Origin of the sequence: Anaerovibrio slackiae, from assembly GCF_009695585.1 — a bacterium.
Classification (GTDB): domain Bacteria; phylum Bacillota; class Negativicutes; order Selenomonadales; family Selenomonadaceae; genus Anaerovibrio; species Anaerovibrio slackiae.
Genome location: NZ_VUNR01000006.1, coordinates 99804 through 114598 on the forward strand (window position 1 = coordinate 99804; position 14795 = coordinate 114598).

Genomic DNA, 14795 nt, shown 5'->3' on the forward strand with positions numbered 1-14795 from the left:
TTAGCAAAAATTCACATCTTTGTTTCGTCAAAAAAACTGTGAACTTAGGCATAAAAAAGACATCATGCCATAAGTTTGTGTTTCTATGACCCATGATGTCTTTTTGTATATTTTGGCACATTTATTGATTAATACTGTCCGGTTTCACTTTTTAATATCCCAGATATGATTCACCTTTTTAGCTCAGCTTTGCCAAAAAATTCTACCCAGGACATTATAATAGACTCCCTGTTTGCACGAAGATACGCGAGAATGGCCTTCATATCTTTTTTATCCACAGAACCAGTATCATTGGCAAGCTCTATTCCTTCAGAAGTCACCCAAAATTTCGTTGCATTCTTTTGCTTGCTTTTACTGACATGGACATGCACAGGCTCACTGCCGTCACCTCCCCAAAAATATATCAGATATCCCATATACTGTATTAGGGCATTAGGCATTTTTATTTTTCATCTCCTTCCTATAATCGGACCACATCAGCATTTCATTATTCCTTATATAATTCTTTATTTTAATAGTATCATCTTCTGAAAAGCCGTATGATTTGTAGCAAAAGATATCAGGCAGTCGCCATTCACAGAACGCATCAGGGTTTTCTTCCAACTCCACCCGTACAATGAGATTGTCCCCGCCATCCCTGTCTTCATATTCTTTTATCACATGAAATTCCAGCGTCTTGTCCTTTTTAAACAGCTTGCTATACAGCATACATAACCACCTCCCCTTACGGCAGTGCCTCCTATATGAAAAACCGCTTAGTCATACAGGTTTTCATACTCAATAACAATGGCAGCCCCCTTGCATGCCGGGCAGTCACAATACTCCGCCCCCTGTGCCTTGATTGCCTGGGCGTGCTTCAGGAGCATCTCCGCGCCTTCCTTGCCCAGCACCTTGGCACCTGTTTCCGAAGCTGCAAAGCTAATCAGGTCATCAATGGGCATAATGTCCACCTTTGCCTGCGCCACCAGCTTCTTCCAGGCAGCTTCCTCCGTATCGGTATCCCCGGCATTCAGCCACTCCTCGCCTCTTGCCCTCAACACCGGATAGCAGGACTTGGCAGCAATCATATCCTGAACAACTTTTTCCATATCCTTCCTGGTCATAAAGAGTACCTCCAAAAAAATAAAGTAAAATCAGAACATCTTCTAACGGATATTATACCACTTTTAACCTGAAAAAACTCATTTTATTCTCCCAAATACCTGCCGGTAACTATCCGCAGTTCATTTTCTTTCACTGCCGTACACAAAAACAAAACCTTCACCCCGGCAGCAATAGCTTCCTCTACTGCCTTGCCATAGGCAGGATGGGTTGTGATGTTAGGACGCACCTCATTGATGCCCTCCATCTGAATGACATATGCCATAATGCAGTGATACCCCTGCCCTGCCGCGCCTGCCAGCTCCTTCAGGTGCTTGATGCCCCGCTCCGTAGGCGCATCAGGAAAATAGCCGATGCCGTCAATCTCCAAGGTGCAGCCCTTTACTTCCATCAGATAACGCTCAGAAACTTCCTGTCCCCCATCATCCAGCCTAAACTTTTCCATATAGAAGTCTATCCGGGAACTGCCATATTTATACTCCGGCTTGATCACATCATAGCCCTGGCCTGCCAGCCACTCTGCCACCACCTTGTTGGGAGCCTGGCTGTCCATATTAATCAGCCCGAAGCCCTGCTTGTACACGGCAATCAAATCATATTTCGTCTTGCGGTCGGGATTAGCCGCAACTTCCAGGATTACCCTCACCCCCGGCAGCAGCAGTTCCCGGCACCGCCCGGTATTTTTCACATGCACTGTTTCCACCACGCCGTTGATTTCCACATGGGCAATAAACCTGTTGGGCCTGTCCACAAACCGCCCGGCAACAATATTCTGATAAACCATCCAATCACCTCCGCCTACATGCTCCATATCACTCATCATATGCTATATAATATATGTAATATGCAATATACAATATCATACCAACTGCCAAAAGACAGAAAATGCGGTGCAGCTGCCACATCCCAAAAGGAATGCTTGCAGCCATGCACCGCATTTTATTAAAGCAAATTACTTAATAGCCAGGATAATATCCTCGCCGTTGATATTCCATTCCTTTGCGAAACCGCCATCAACATCAGTTGTGCCATAGGCAATGCTGTCACCCAGCACAATCTTCTTGATGAAGTCCTCGTTGCGGCTCATGATATCAGTCAGCTTGTCATTGCCAGCGGCAAATACGCTGATGCGGTCAGTAACCTCAAAGCCGTTTTCCTTGCGCATGGTCTGCAGCTTGCTGATGATTTCCCGGACAAAGCCCTCCTCAATCAGCTCCTGGCTGAGGGTAGTCTCCAAAGCAATGGTCACGGAGCCATAACGCTGGGTAGCAAAGCCCTCGGTCTGGGACATGGTAATATCCACATCCTCAGCAATCAGCTCCACAGTGCCGCTCTTGAGCTCCAGCACCAGCTTGCCGGTGCTTTCCAGCTCTGCCTTGGCGGCATGGCCATTGATAGCAGCCAGGGCAGCCTTGACCTCGCCAATCTGCTTGCCCACCTTCGGACCCAGCACCTTGAACTGCGGCTTGAAGCTATAGGAGAGATATTCCTCCATATCCGCCTTGAACTCAACGTTCTTCAAATTCAGCTCGCTGGCCACAATCTCCTTGAAGAACTCGTCCAGCTCCCGGTCAGCCTTTACATACATGTTGCCAATCGGCTGGCGGTTCTTGATGTTGGAAGCGTTACGGGCAGCACGGCCCAGTACCACGATTTCCAGCACCAGCTCCATCTCTGCCTCCAGCTCGGCATCAATCATTGCCTCGTCAGCTACAGGGAAGTCGCAGAGATGTACGGAAATCGGCGCACTTTCATCCACGCTGCATACCAGGTTGCGGTAAATGCTCTCGGTGATGAACGGCACCATCGGTGCAGACAGCTTCACCACAGTGGTCAGTGCCGTGTACAAGGTCATGTAGGCATTAATCTTGTCCTGAGTCAGCTCCTTGCCCCAGAAACGCTCACGGCTGCGGCGCACATACCAGTTGGACAGCTCATCCACAAAATCCTGCAGCACCTTGGCAGTCTCAGTTACCTTGTAGCTTGCCAGATTGCCATCAACAGCCTTAATCAGGGTATTCAGGCGGGACAGCACCCACTTGTCCATGACAGACAGCTTGTCGTATTCCAGCTGATACTTGGTGGCATCAAAATTGTCAATATTGGCATACAGCACATAGAAGGCATAGGTATTCCACAGGGTGCCCATGAACTTGCGCTGGCCTTCCTGCACCGCATCATCATGGAAGCGGTTTGGCAGCCACGGTGCGCTGTTCTCATAGAAATACCAGCGGATAGCATCTGCACCATGCTTTCTCAGGGCATCCATCGGGTCAACGGCATTGCCCTTGGATTTGCTCATCTTCTTTCCGTCCTTGTCCTGCACATGCCCCAGCACGATGACATTCTTGTAGGAGGAATTGTCAAAGAGCAAAGTGGAAATCGCCAGCAGGGAATAGAACCAGCCACGGGTCTGGTCCACAGCCTCGGAGATGAAGTCCGCCGGATAACGCTCCTCAAAAATCTCCTTGTTCTCAAACGGATAATGCCACTGGGCGAAAGGCATGGAGCCGGAATCGAACCAGCAGTCAATAACTTCCGGCACGCGCTTCATCTCGCCGCCGCACTCAGGGCACTTGATGGTTACGGCATCAATGTACGGACGATGCAGCTCAATATCCTCCGGGCAGTTATCTGACATGGACTTCAGCTCGGCAATGGAGCCGATGGAATGCTGATGGCCGCAGGAGCACTCCCACACGTTCAGCGGCGTACCCCAATAGCGGTTGCGGCTGATGCCCCAGTCCTGCACATGCTCCAGCCACTCGCCGAAGCGTCCCTTGCCGATGGACTCAGGAATCCAGTTGACAGTGTTGTTATTGTCAATGAGCTTTTCCTTGACGGAGGTCATATTGATGAACCAGGATTCACGGGCATAATAAATCAGCGGCGTATCGCAGCGCCAGCAGTGCGGATAGCTATGCTCAAACTTAGGAGCTTTAAAGAGCTTGCCGCTCTTTTTCAAATCATCCAGAATCAACGGGTCCGCATCCTTGACAAATACGCCTGCCCAGTCGGTTTCCTCTGTCATGTTGCCCTTGGCATCCACGAACTGCACAAACGGCATATCATAGGCGCGGCAGACACGGGCATCGTCCTCACCGAAGGCAGGAGCCGTATGAACGATACCAGTACCATCACTGGTAGTTACATAGCCGTCGCACATTACAAAGAAAGCCTTCTTCCTGAGGTTCTTGGCAAACGGATACAGAGGCTCATACTCGCGATGCTCCAAAGCCTTGCCCTTGAAGCGGTCAACGATGGTGCGCTCACCTTCCTTGTTGGCAAAGACGGACTCCACCAGTGCCTCTGCCATAATCAGGTTCTGCCCCTCATAGCTTACCTTTACATAGTCAACCTCAGGATTTACAACCAAACCAAGGTTGGACGGCAATGTCCAAGGGGTAGTAGTCCAGGCCAGGAAGTAGGTATTTTCCTCATCCTTTGCCGCAAACTTAACCATGGCGGAACGCTCCTTGACATCCTTGTAGCCCTGTGCCACCTCATGGGAGGACAGCGGCGTACCGCAGCGAGGGCAATAAGGCACAACCTTGTGTCCCTTGTAAAGCAGCCCTTTCTTCCAGATTTCGTTAAGAGCCCACCATACAGACTCGATATAATCATTCTCATAAGTAATATAAGGGTGCTCCATGTCAGCCCAGAAGCCTACCACATCGGAGAATTCCTCCCACATGCCCTTGTACTTCCAAACGGACTCACGGCACTTCTTGATAAAAGGCTCAATGCCGTACTTCTCAATCTGCTCCTTGCCGTCCAGTCCCAGAAGCTTCTCAACCTCCAGCTCTACCGGCAGGCCGTGGGTATCCCAGCCAGCCTTGCGGAGAACCTTCTTGCCCTTCATGGACTGGTAACGAGGCAGCATATCCTTGATAACGCGGGTCAGCACATGGCCGATGTGAGGCTTGCCGTTGGCAGTAGGCGGACCATCGTAAAATGTGAAGGTATCACAGCCTTCACGATTGGTAATGCACTTATTGGCAATATCGTTTTCCTTCCAGAATTTCAGCACCTCGGCTTCACGCTGGACAAAGTTCAGATTTGTGTCAACCTTGTTGTACACGCTTTTTACCTCCTAAAACAACAAACAAAATAAAAAGCTCCTGTCCCAAAATAGGACAAGAGCTAAAAGACTAAAAACAGCCATAAACATGGTTCTTGCAACCACCTATTTCATGTACCAGCATACACTATCCCTGTAACGGGAGAACCCGGCTCAGCCTAACGCAGCTTTCTGGCAGTACCGCCCCCGATAGGAACAGTCATCACGCCAGCCAAACTGCCTCGACCTGCTGCTCAGAAGTGATTTTCGCCACCGGCTACTGCTGCAGGGCTTGCACCCTCCCCTGCTCGCTAGGAGTATTCACCAACAGTTACTTTCTTCATCGTCGCATTCACTTATTAAACTGCTGATTATTCTATCACATAGACAGATTATTTTCAAGAAAAATAACTATTATTTGCATAATGAAATTGGAGCTAGTTTAATTCCAAGCCCACCGGGCAATGGTCACTGCCAAAAATCTCATTATAGATGGTAGCCGATTCAATCTTCGGCGTCAGGCGATTGGAAATCACAAAATAGTCAATGCGCCATCCGGCATTATTGGCACGGGCTTTCCTGAGATATGACCACCAGGTGTATGCCCCGGTCACATCAGGATAAACATGGCGGAAGGTGTCCGTAAACCCGGCTGCCAGCAGCTCCGTAAACTTCTGCCGCTCCTGGTCGGTAAAACCGGCATTTTTGCGGTTGGTCTTCGGATTTTTCAGGTCAATTTCCTTGTGAGCTACATTCAAATCACCGCAGATAATCACCGGCTTTTTTGCATCCAGCCCCAGTACATACTCCTTGAAGGCTTCCTCCCAGGTCATGCGGTAATCCAGCCGTGCCAGCTCCTTCTGTGAATTGGGTGTATATACCGTCACCAGATAATACTCCGGCAGCTCCAGGGTAATCACTCGCCCTTCGTGGTCATGCTCCTCAATCCCAAGCCCGTAGGTCACATTCAGAGGCTCTACCCGGCTGAACACTGCCGTACCTGAGTAGCCTTTCTTCTCCGCACTGTTCCAATACTGCCTATAGCCCGGCAGGTCAAGAATTGCCTGCTCCGGCTGCATCTTGGTTTCCTGCAGGCACATAATATCCGCATCCATATCCCGAAAGGACTCCATAAACCCCTTCGTCAGGCAGGCACGCAGGCCGTTGACATTCCAAGAAACAAACCGCATAAAAATCCCCTCTCATCTATCTAAAGCATCTATCATCTATATCGATGTTTATACCTAATTTTATATCAATATCCCAATCCTGTTCCATCAGGCAGATTGCTTTACCAAAGGTCAATCCTCGCTAATCACGACCTGTACCCCGATGCCGCCATTGACCTGGCAGATAATATCTTTCAATTCCTGCACATCAGCATTGCGCAGCCTGATACAGCCTTCGGAAGCATTAGTGCCGATGCTGTTTTCATCATGGGTGCCGTGAATACCTATGCCGTCCCAGCCGGTGTTCAGGGAAATGAACCATGGGCCGTAAGCACCGGCAATCTCCCCCTTGCCATCCCCGAAATCATGAGTCCAATGTCCGGCATAAACTACCTCATCCACCACAAATGGCACATACTCGCTGGGAGTCCATGGCTCTGCTCCCGGAATAGAAGCCATGATATATCCCCAGCTAAAAGGCGTCCTGTGGTCGCCGGGACGCTGCTTGTCACCTGTGTTCATGCCAGTGGCACAGCCATATCTTTTGTAAACCTCCCCATCCCGGTAAAGCTCCAGCGTATGGGAAACCTTATGCACATATATCTTATAAACCGGCACTGCATCCAAAGCCGCCGCAGTTGCCCCAGCCTGATTTTCTGTTATCTCCGCTGCTCCTGCCGCACCTGCATTGCCTGCCACCATAACGCAGGCAAAAAACACTGCCAGCCAGAACCGCACCCTGCACAAAAATCTTCTCATATACATTTCCTCCATTCAGACAAAACATTACTTTATCATTATACCACAAATCACAGCAAGAAAAAGCACCTGCCCCGGCAAATGAATCATTTACGCAATTCATTCACCAAAACAGGTGCCAAAAATTACTGCAAGATTACCGCAAAATCACTGCAAGGTCGGATCCCCCACCAGGAACAGATAAGCAATCACAATCAGGCCCAGCACGATGCGATAGTAGCCGAATGCCTTGAAGTCATTGTTCTTGATATACTGCAGCAGGAACTTGATGGACAGGATGGAAACCACAAAGGCAGTAGCCATGCCCACCACCAGAATGAAAATCTCCGCCCCGGTGTAGTGGAAGCCGAACTTCACCAGCTTCAACAGGCTGGCACCAAACATGACAGGAATCGCCAAAAAGAAGGTAAACTCCGCTGCCACATAACGGGAAGTACCAAAGAGGATACCGCCCAGAATAGTGGAACCGGAACGGGATGTACCCGGCACCAGGGACAGCACCTGGAACATGCCGATGATAAACGCGGTCTTGTCGCTCAGCTTGCTCAGGTCGCTAACGCTGGGACGGCGGTGCTTGTTGTAGTTTTCCACCACAATAAACATCACGCCATAAAAAATCAGGGTGGCAGCCACCACAGGAGCCGTCATAAAATGCTCCTCCATATAATCATTGAATGCCAGGCCGATAACGGCAGCCGGTACGCAGGCAAGGATGACCTTGTACCAGAGCTGGAAGGTCTCCTGCTTTTCCCGGCGTGTTTTCCAGCTGGAGAAAGGATTCAGCTTCTCAAAATTCAGCACCACTACCGCAAGGATTGCCCCCAGCTGAATCACCACCAAAAACATATCCATAAAAGCCTTGGAAACATCCAGCTTGATAAACTCATCCACCAAAATCATGTGCCCCGTGCTGCTGATAGGAAGCCACTCCGTCAGCCCCTCTACCACGCCCAGGATTACTGTTTTCAACAACTCAACTATACTTAAATCCACTTTTTTGCCTCCTCAAAATATCACTAAACAAAAAGCAGAGATAGTATATCACAAACAACCGCAAATGTAAAAGGCAAAAAGCACAAAACTAAAAGGCAGAAAACCGCCTTACTGCCCGTCATAAATACTCAGGCAGATATAAGCCGGATATCCCGCAAAACTCAGGTATTCCTGCTGCCCAAGATGGAAGCTGTCACCAGCTTTTGGGCACCTGCCCAGACCGTACAGACCCTCAAAACGCTCCAAAGGGGAATCGCAGTTCAGTACAGACCTGTCAAGGAATTTGCTGCTGCCCGGAAACAGGAAAATCCTGTCCACGGTGCTGGAGGACCTGTCAAAGGTCACCAGCCAGCCCTCGTTCCGATAATACCAGGCATAGCTTTCTACACCGCACAATTCCTTGGTGGCAGCTTCCTCCAGATACTCCGCCGGAGGCCCGTAGAGGTACAAAAGCTGCATCATTGGCATATCCAGGGACACGCCTCCTACAGACTCGGCATGCACCTTTTCCGCCTGCTCCGGCACTACCTTCAGCCTGCCATCCAAAAGCAGCCAGCTATCCGCCCCGTCCCTGTGATACTCCACAGTCATCTCCCGGGAACCGCGCTTTTCCATTACTGTTAGCACGGCAGAGCCATCAGCAGCATTTCCCTCCCAGTCCCGAATCCCCATAATCCTGAAGCTATTGATGCCATCCTGGCCGCCAAAAATATGCATCTGGCGATGGCCTGCCTCATCCACCCAGATACCTGCGATGCAGGGAATGAACTCCTGCACCTGCCTGTCCCCCGAATACTCCGCAAAAGCAGTATGGGCACACAAACCTGCCAGCAGCAATAGCATGGCAAAAATTCTTCTTATTTCCCTACGCATTTACATCATCCTTTCCCGCAACAATCATTGTGGCAATCCATCCTGCTGCTATTGCGGCAGCTGATTCACCCCAGCACCCAGGTGACAAAGTAAATAGACAGCGGAATAGTCACGCAGCCGATACCGATAATATCAATATACACGCCGGTACTGAGCATCTTTGTAATAGGAATGTAGCCTGTTGCATACACAATGGCATTAGGCGGCGTGGAAACCGGCAGCATAAAGCCCAGAGAGGCTGACAGGGCTATGCCCACTGCCACAGGAATCGGACTGAGTCCTGCCGACACAGCCACTGTAATGGCCAGTGGCCCAATCATATTGGTTGCCGCCGTATGGGAAGTCAGCTCGGAAAGCAGCAGCGCCATTACGGAGAACACAGCCACAATCGTCACCTGGGACACGCTGCCTCCCATGCTGCCCACGATTAAATCACCAATCCAGGCAGACAACCCTGTCTTGTACATCATGGAGCCCATAGCCAGACCGCCACCGAACAAAATCAAGGTTCCCCACTCAATGCCTTCCTTTGCCTCCTCCCAGCGGATAGTAAAACGCCGCTCGGAAAAATTAATCGGCATCAAGAACAGCAGCAAGGCACCGCCCATGGCGGCAATGGCCTCCGGGAACAGCCTGTTGTACATTTTCAGCACAGGGTCCCCCGGTGGCAGCGCCATGCTGAGAAAGCCCGGCATCACCCAAAGGACAACTGCCACGGCAAAGCAAATCAGGGTATTCTTCTGAGCCCTGGTCCAGCTGCCCAGCTCCGCAATCCTGCCAGCAATAAATTCCTCTGCCCCCTCGATGCGCTCCACATCCGCAGGAAACAGCCTGGTCAGCACCACATAGGCAATGGCAAAATAAATTACCATGGCAATAAAGCCCCATTCCATCCACTGAAAGAAGGAAATATGGACATCCGCCATCTGGTCAAGAAAGCCCAGCATAATCAGGTTAGGCGGCGTACCGATAGGTGTAAGGACACCGCCGATAGATGCACTATACGCTGTCATCAGCATAAGCCCCGTGGCATATTTGTACTCCGACAGGTCAATTTCCTTGCCATTGGCAGCCAGCATATCCTTGATGGCGGACAGCAGCCCCAGGCAGATAGGCAGCATCATGGCAGCCGTTGCCGTGTTGCTCACCCAGCCGGAGCAGAGGGCTGCCGCCATGCCGATGGCAAGAAAAATCCTCCTTGGATTGGAGCCCACCCACTTCCTGGACAAAATCCAGTAGGAAAAACGCTTATCCAAACCGTGCAGCATCATGGCCTTGGCGAGGATAAAGCCACCCATAAAGAGAAAAATCATGGGACTGGCAAAGGCGGCAAAGGCGGCATCCGCCTTTACTACACCTGTCATGACCGCCAATGTCGGTCCCAAAAGGGATGTTACCGGGATAGGCACCGGCTCCGTGATCCACCACAGTGCCACCAGCACCATAATTGACAACAGCTTGTGCGCTTCCAGTGTCAGGGCATCTATTGGCGTCATAAAAATCAAAAGTGCCAAAACAGGTGCACCAAAAAGCCCCACCGTTCTCCTCTTTCTGTCAAAAGACTGCTCCGCCCTCTTGATGGCAAGAGCGTCCTGTCCCAGCTTGCGCATGGGAACCACCTCCTCACACATTTCATAATGGCATATTATCCAATAGTTCCCAACCAATCAATATCAAGCACTACTATTTATTATACGTATTTCTATAATAACAATTACAACTAATAATGTAAATAATTTGACCAAAAATAGTATTTTAGTACTCAAAAAGCCGCAGGAAAGCCAAGCTCTCCTGCGGCTACGCTGCACACATACAGACTATTGTCTTATTTCCATTATGCAACTTAATTAACTTAATAACTTATTTCTTTATCAGTTCCGGCATGCGCTCCACCGGCCTGCTCAAATCAAGGTGCCCGGACAGGGAGTCAATCTCCTTGCCCTCCACCAGAATCTGCACCTTCTTGATTTCCGGGAACTCCGTCAGGGTATTCACCAAGGAGCCCACCAGCATTTCCTCACCTGTAGAACCGCCTACAAAGCCGGAGATTAGATTTTTGTCAAAATCCACCTTTACCACGCCGCCGCTGACAGAAACCTTCCGCAGCTTTGCCTTTTTCGGGAAAACCGCCGTCAGCTTCTTGTCATCGGTGCCTGCCAGCAAAGCCTCCACAGCTGCCTGGTACTTGTCAGCCTCCTGCGCCTTGACTGTCTTGGTCACTGCCACCAGCCCGGTAGCGTTCACATCAGGATAATAAACGCTGATATCCATGGTAGCCGCTTTCTGTCCGGCTGCACCGGAGCTGGCTGATGAACTGGAACTTCCGGAAGCCACTGCTGCGCTGCTGCTGCTGCTGCCGCTACCGGCCTTCCCCTGTTCATCACAGCCTGCCAGCATTGCTACGCACAGCACCGTCAGCACTATGGCTAAAATATTTCTAAGTCTCATATCCACTCTCCGCTCCTATCTCTTACCTCATGTTAAAGTACCGGCTGATGCCCCGGCAGATTGCCACGGCAATCTTGTACTGAAAATCAGGGTCCCCCAGCAGGGCCTCCTCCTGATAATTGCTGATAAACGCCGTTTCTATCAAGGTTGCCGGCATAGCTGAATTCTTAATTACATAAAACCTGGCAGTCTTGGCGCCACGGCTTGCCAGCCCGGTTTCCTCCACAATCGCCTGATGGATTGCCTCCGCCAGCAGCTTGCCCCGATAGCTGGACTGATAATAAAAGGTGCTGGTGCCATGAGCTGACGGCGAAGTAAAGGCATCACAGTGAATGCTGACAAAAATCTCGTTGCCGGCAGAAGCGTTGCCTACGTCTACCCGTGCCTGAAGCTCATCGTGGTCGCTGGCCATCGGACCGTACACATCCACATCGCTGTCCCTGGTCATGGTCACTATGGCACCAGAGCTTCGCAGGATATCCGCCACATTTTTCGAGATTGCCAGTGTTGCTGTCTTCTCCATCAGCCCATTATGCCCCCTGGCACCGCTGTCACTGCCCCCATGCCCCGGGTCCAGCACAATCCTGTGGCCTGACAGGTTTTCAAAGCTGTCAGGTGTCTTCGGCTTTTCCGCCTCGTACTCGCTGTCCAGCTTATTCTCAGCAATCTCAATCACCATGCGGTATGGCTTCTTGCCATGCCTCTCCGGCTCGGCAAAATAAATCTTATATGCCTGGTCTGCCACCGGCTTGTTCAGGGAAACCATCACATCCAGCGCATTGTCCCCGGTCTCCCGCAAGGTCAGGTACTTGGCAATTTTTCTGTCCAGGGAAATATCAGATTTGACCTTGCCCCTGGCAGTATCTGACAGTATCACATGCAGCTGCTTTGGCGTCAGCTCCCTCACATTGGTACTGTACTCCGTGCTGCCGCCCTTTATGCCCAGCTCCAGCCGCAACCAGTTTCTTCCCTCGTAGGTGAAGGTTTCATATTTAAAATAATTAAGCTCATGAGAAGCCGCCGCCTCTGCCCTGCCTGCATCCTCTGCCAATCCCAGAAAACCTGCAAAAGCCGCCAGCACCAGCAGCATTTTCCACAACCTGTTCCTAAAAAAACTCAAATGCACTACATCTCCTTAAATTGTTCTCTAAATTACTATTTATGTGTCTCAATCATCCATCAAGGACAATGCCTCTGCCAGCACAGCCTGCTTCTTTTCCTCATCCTGGCTAAGGCTCAGGTTGATATAATCCCCCTCGCCCATATCCTCCGGCAAAAGCTCCGCTGGGAAATTCAGCTGGTAATCCCCATCATTCAGGAGAATTACTGCCACATCTTCCTCTATTCTGTCAATATAACCTGCAATCATCCACATGCCACCTCACATCACCTGATGCAGAAAGCCTCATGCTCTGCACAAAAAACATCATGCTTTGCACAAAAAACATCATCTGCCGCATCGAACATTACTTGCCGCAGGAAACGCTATAGCCTTTGCCATCGCTGGCAATGGTCACCGTACCGTTCTGGTCTGTGCGATAAATCTGCTTGATGCCCTGCTTTTTGTACTTGTTAAGCGTTACATCGTGAGGATGGCCGTACTGATTGTTCGCCCCGGCAGAAATCACTACCGCCTCCGGCTTCACAGCCTGCAAAAGCTCCTTGGAGGATGAGCTCTTGCTTCCATGGTGGCCTGACTTCAAAATCTGGCACTGGAGCTTGCTGCCATAGGAGGCTGCCATCTGCTTTTCCACAGGGGACTCTGCATCCCCTGTCAGCAGCATGGCAAAGCTGCCAAAGCTGAGCCTGCCCACCACGGACTGGTCGTTTATCTCCGGCTTTTCACCGGCCTTGATGGCAGCCGTATCATCCTTTATCTGCTGAGCTGTCGGGCTGAATACCTCATAGGTTACCCCACTGCCAAAATCCAGCACATCACCAGCCTTAACCTTTACCTGCTTCGTGCCCTGGGCCTTGGCAGCCTTCAGGGCATTGACAAAGTATTTATTGGTAGAAGGAATACCGTTATACACCAGTTCCTTCACCCCGTATTTTTCAATTACCTGTGCCGCCTTACCGATATGGTCAGCGTGGGCATGTGTCAGCACCAGCTTATCAATGGCGGTGACATTTGCCTTTTGCAGCTCCTCAAAAAGCTGGTTGTTGACCTTGCCCTTTTTGCCATCCTCATAGTATTTGTCATCGCCAGTATCAACCAGGATAGTCTGGCTGCCTGTCTGAATGAGGATAGCATCTCCCTGCCCCACATCCAGTACCTTGACTGTCAAGCTGTTGCCAGCTGCCTTTGCCTCTGCCGCTTTCGCCTCCTGACCTGCACCTGAACCGCCAGCAGAACCACTAGTCCCCTGACCGCCGCAGCCTGTCAAAAACAGCGTACATGCCAGCAGCAGGCAGCAGATAAAGCTGCTCATACGGCTACTAACTCGTTTCATCGTCTGCCTCCCTGTAAAACTCATATCAAAACTCAATTATCGCCCTGATACCGCCATGCTTTCAGCTCTATTGCTTTTCCCGGTTGACGATATACAGACGCACCACCAGCGCCACCAGCCAGAAGCCATAGGCCGCCAGGCACACATAATCTATCGTCTGCAAATTGCCAAAGTCCATATCCAAAGCAATAATCGCCGTCATCAGAATGATAATCAGCCAATCCGTCAGCTGCATTCCCTTCAGCTTCATAAAGCACTCCTTTCCAAACCACAATACAAAAATCATACTCAAAATTATAGTACAGCAATTGCACTGCACAGATAAGCATCTACAATGCAAAACATGTACATTATAGTATACCACAAAAGTCAAATTTGAAACATGAAAAAATGCATCCAATACAGAAATGCCTAAAGTTCATAAATCTATCTTTTGAAATGTAGAAGAACAATCAGTTGCTTAACAAATTGAAGAAACACGTAAAGAAGAATCATTCCAAAAGGCCGCTGATGCAGCTGTTCACGAGGCTCTGGAAAGTGAAGAAATAATAAGCGTCAACTACAATGATTCCATATTGACTATCAATCTTGATGAAACACAAATAAAAAAACAATGGTTTCAATACTCCTCAAATTGACATTCTGGCTACCAGAGTTACAGCTGTTGGTGACAAGGTTGTGGATATTCCAGGTTTTGATGAAGCAGTTGAGAGTGTTGTAGTTAAGTTTAGATGTGGCAAAATGATAGAAATGCCTACATCTATCATTAAGATAAATGAATACAATATTTGACAAATGTGCTCGATAGGTGTATTATACATGTCACATTCATCTTAATGGATGTAAAGTTGTAAAGGAGATGCACTTATTATGAATTCATTGGAAAAACTCAGCGGCTTCGTGTCCAAGTACATGGCTGTATTTGTTATCGTAGTCGCA

At 49.7% G+C, this 14795-nt stretch carries 15 protein-coding genes; all 15 read right to left on the bottom strand.

Going from position 1 to position 14795, the window contains the following annotated elements; all coding sequences use genetic code 11:
• Positions 1–170: 170 nt before the first annotated feature.
• Complete coding sequence (locus FYJ84_RS04940; RefSeq protein WP_154406490.1) at positions 171–440, bottom strand: DUF4160 domain-containing protein; 270 nt, start codon at positions 438–440, stop codon at positions 171–173.
• Positions 433–708, bottom strand: a complete 276-nt coding sequence (locus FYJ84_RS04945; protein ID WP_154406491.1) for a hypothetical protein — start codon at positions 706–708, stop codon at positions 433–435. Before FYJ84_RS04945 ends, FYJ84_RS04940 begins: the two co-directional genes overlap by 8 nt.
• 47 nt (positions 709–755) lie before the next feature.
• Positions 756–1103 (bottom strand): hypothetical protein, encoded by a 348-nt coding sequence (locus FYJ84_RS04950; protein ID WP_154406492.1) that lies wholly within the window; start codon positions 1101–1103, stop codon positions 756–758.
• 83 nt (positions 1104–1186) lie between these two features.
• Entirely contained in the window at positions 1187–1885 is a 699-nt protein-coding gene (gene sfsA, locus FYJ84_RS04955; RefSeq protein WP_154406493.1) for a DNA/RNA nuclease SfsA, read from the bottom strand.
• A 168-nt stretch (positions 1886–2053) separates the two neighbouring features.
• Positions 2054–5182: an isoleucine--tRNA ligase gene (gene ileS / locus FYJ84_RS04960; protein ID WP_328596334.1), complete on the bottom strand. Its 3129-nt coding sequence runs from the start codon at positions 5180–5182 to the stop codon at positions 2054–2056.
• Positions 5183–5598: 416 nt separating this feature from the next.
• Complete coding sequence (locus FYJ84_RS04965) at positions 5599–6351, bottom strand: exodeoxyribonuclease III (protein WP_154406494.1); 753 nt, start codon at positions 6349–6351, stop codon at positions 5599–5601.
• 111 nt (positions 6352–6462) lie between these two features.
• Positions 6463–7089: a L,D-transpeptidase gene (locus FYJ84_RS04970; RefSeq protein WP_235901355.1), complete on the bottom strand. Its 627-nt coding sequence runs from the start codon at positions 7087–7089 to the stop codon at positions 6463–6465.
• Positions 7090–7236: 147 nt separating this feature from the next.
• Positions 7237–8082: an undecaprenyl-diphosphate phosphatase gene (locus FYJ84_RS04975; protein ID WP_328596335.1), complete on the bottom strand. Its 846-nt coding sequence runs from the start codon at positions 8080–8082 to the stop codon at positions 7237–7239.
• A 108-nt stretch (positions 8083–8190) separates the two neighbouring features.
• Positions 8191–8955: a hypothetical protein gene (locus FYJ84_RS04980; protein WP_154406496.1), complete on the bottom strand. Its 765-nt coding sequence runs from the start codon at positions 8953–8955 to the stop codon at positions 8191–8193.
• 65 nt (positions 8956–9020) lie between these two features.
• Positions 9021–10565, bottom strand: a complete 1545-nt coding sequence (locus tag FYJ84_RS04985) for an SLC13 family permease (RefSeq protein ID WP_154406497.1) — start codon at positions 10563–10565, stop codon at positions 9021–9023.
• Positions 10566–10815: 250 nt separating this feature from the next.
• Entirely contained in the window at positions 10816–11403 is a 588-nt protein-coding gene (locus FYJ84_RS04990) for a GerMN domain-containing protein (protein ID WP_154406498.1), read from the bottom strand.
• Positions 11404–11425: 22 nt separating this feature from the next.
• On the bottom strand, positions 11426–12523 hold the full coding sequence (locus FYJ84_RS04995) for an N-acetylmuramoyl-L-alanine amidase family protein (RefSeq protein ID WP_235901356.1): 1098 nt from the start codon (positions 12521–12523) through the stop codon (positions 11426–11428).
• A 48-nt stretch (positions 12524–12571) separates the two neighbouring features.
• Entirely contained in the window at positions 12572–12772 is a 201-nt protein-coding gene (locus tag FYJ84_RS05000) for a DUF3006 domain-containing protein (RefSeq protein WP_154406499.1), read from the bottom strand.
• A 97-nt stretch (positions 12773–12869) separates the two neighbouring features.
• Entirely contained in the window at positions 12870–13856 is a 987-nt protein-coding gene (locus FYJ84_RS05005) for a ComEC/Rec2 family competence protein (protein WP_235901357.1), read from the bottom strand.
• Positions 13857–13923: 67 nt separating this feature from the next.
• Positions 13924–14106 carry a hypothetical protein gene (locus FYJ84_RS05010; RefSeq protein WP_154406500.1) on the bottom strand — a complete coding sequence of 61 codons (183 nt, stop codon included), beginning with the start codon at positions 14104–14106 and terminating at the stop codon, positions 13924–13926.
• Positions 14107–14795: the final 689 nt, after the last annotated feature.

Bases quoted from the DNA above. Each gene is read 5' to 3' on its own strand.
- FYJ84_RS04940 (WP_154406490.1), bottom strand. From the start codon at position 440: ATGCCTAATGCCCTAATACAGTATATGGGATATCTGATATATTTTTGG.
- FYJ84_RS04945 (WP_154406491.1), bottom strand. From the start codon at position 708: ATGCTGTATAGCAAGCTGTTTAAAAAGGACAAGACGCTGGAATTTCAT.
- FYJ84_RS04950 (WP_154406492.1), bottom strand. From the start codon at position 1,103: ATGACCAGGAAGGATATGGAAAAAGTTGTTCAGGATATGATTGCTGCC.
- sfsA (WP_154406493.1), bottom strand. From the start codon at position 1,885: ATGGTTTATCAGAATATTGTTGCCGGGCGGTTTGTGGACAGGCCCAAC.
- FYJ84_RS04965 (WP_154406494.1), bottom strand. From the start codon at position 6,351: ATGCGGTTTGTTTCTTGGAATGTCAACGGCCTGCGTGCCTGCCTGACG.
- FYJ84_RS04970 (WP_235901355.1), bottom strand. From the start codon at position 7,089: ATGAGAAGATTTTTGTGCAGGGTGCGGTTCTGGCTGGCAGTGTTTTTT.
- FYJ84_RS04980 (WP_154406496.1), bottom strand. From the start codon at position 8,955: ATGCGTAGGGAAATAAGAAGAATTTTTGCCATGCTATTGCTGCTGGCA.
- FYJ84_RS04985 (WP_154406497.1), bottom strand. From the start codon at position 10,565: ATGCGCAAGCTGGGACAGGACGCTCTTGCCATCAAGAGGGCGGAGCAG.
- FYJ84_RS04990 (WP_154406498.1), bottom strand. From the start codon at position 11,403: ATGAGACTTAGAAATATTTTAGCCATAGTGCTGACGGTGCTGTGCGTA.
- FYJ84_RS05000 (WP_154406499.1), bottom strand. From the start codon at position 12,772: ATGATTGCAGGTTATATTGACAGAATAGAGGAAGATGTGGCAGTAATT.
- FYJ84_RS05005 (WP_235901357.1), bottom strand. From the start codon at position 13,856: ATGAAACGAGTTAGTAGCCGTATGAGCAGCTTTATCTGCTGCCTGCTG.
- FYJ84_RS05010 (WP_154406500.1), bottom strand. From the start codon at position 14,106: ATGAAGCTGAAGGGAATGCAGCTGACGGATTGGCTGATTATCATTCTG.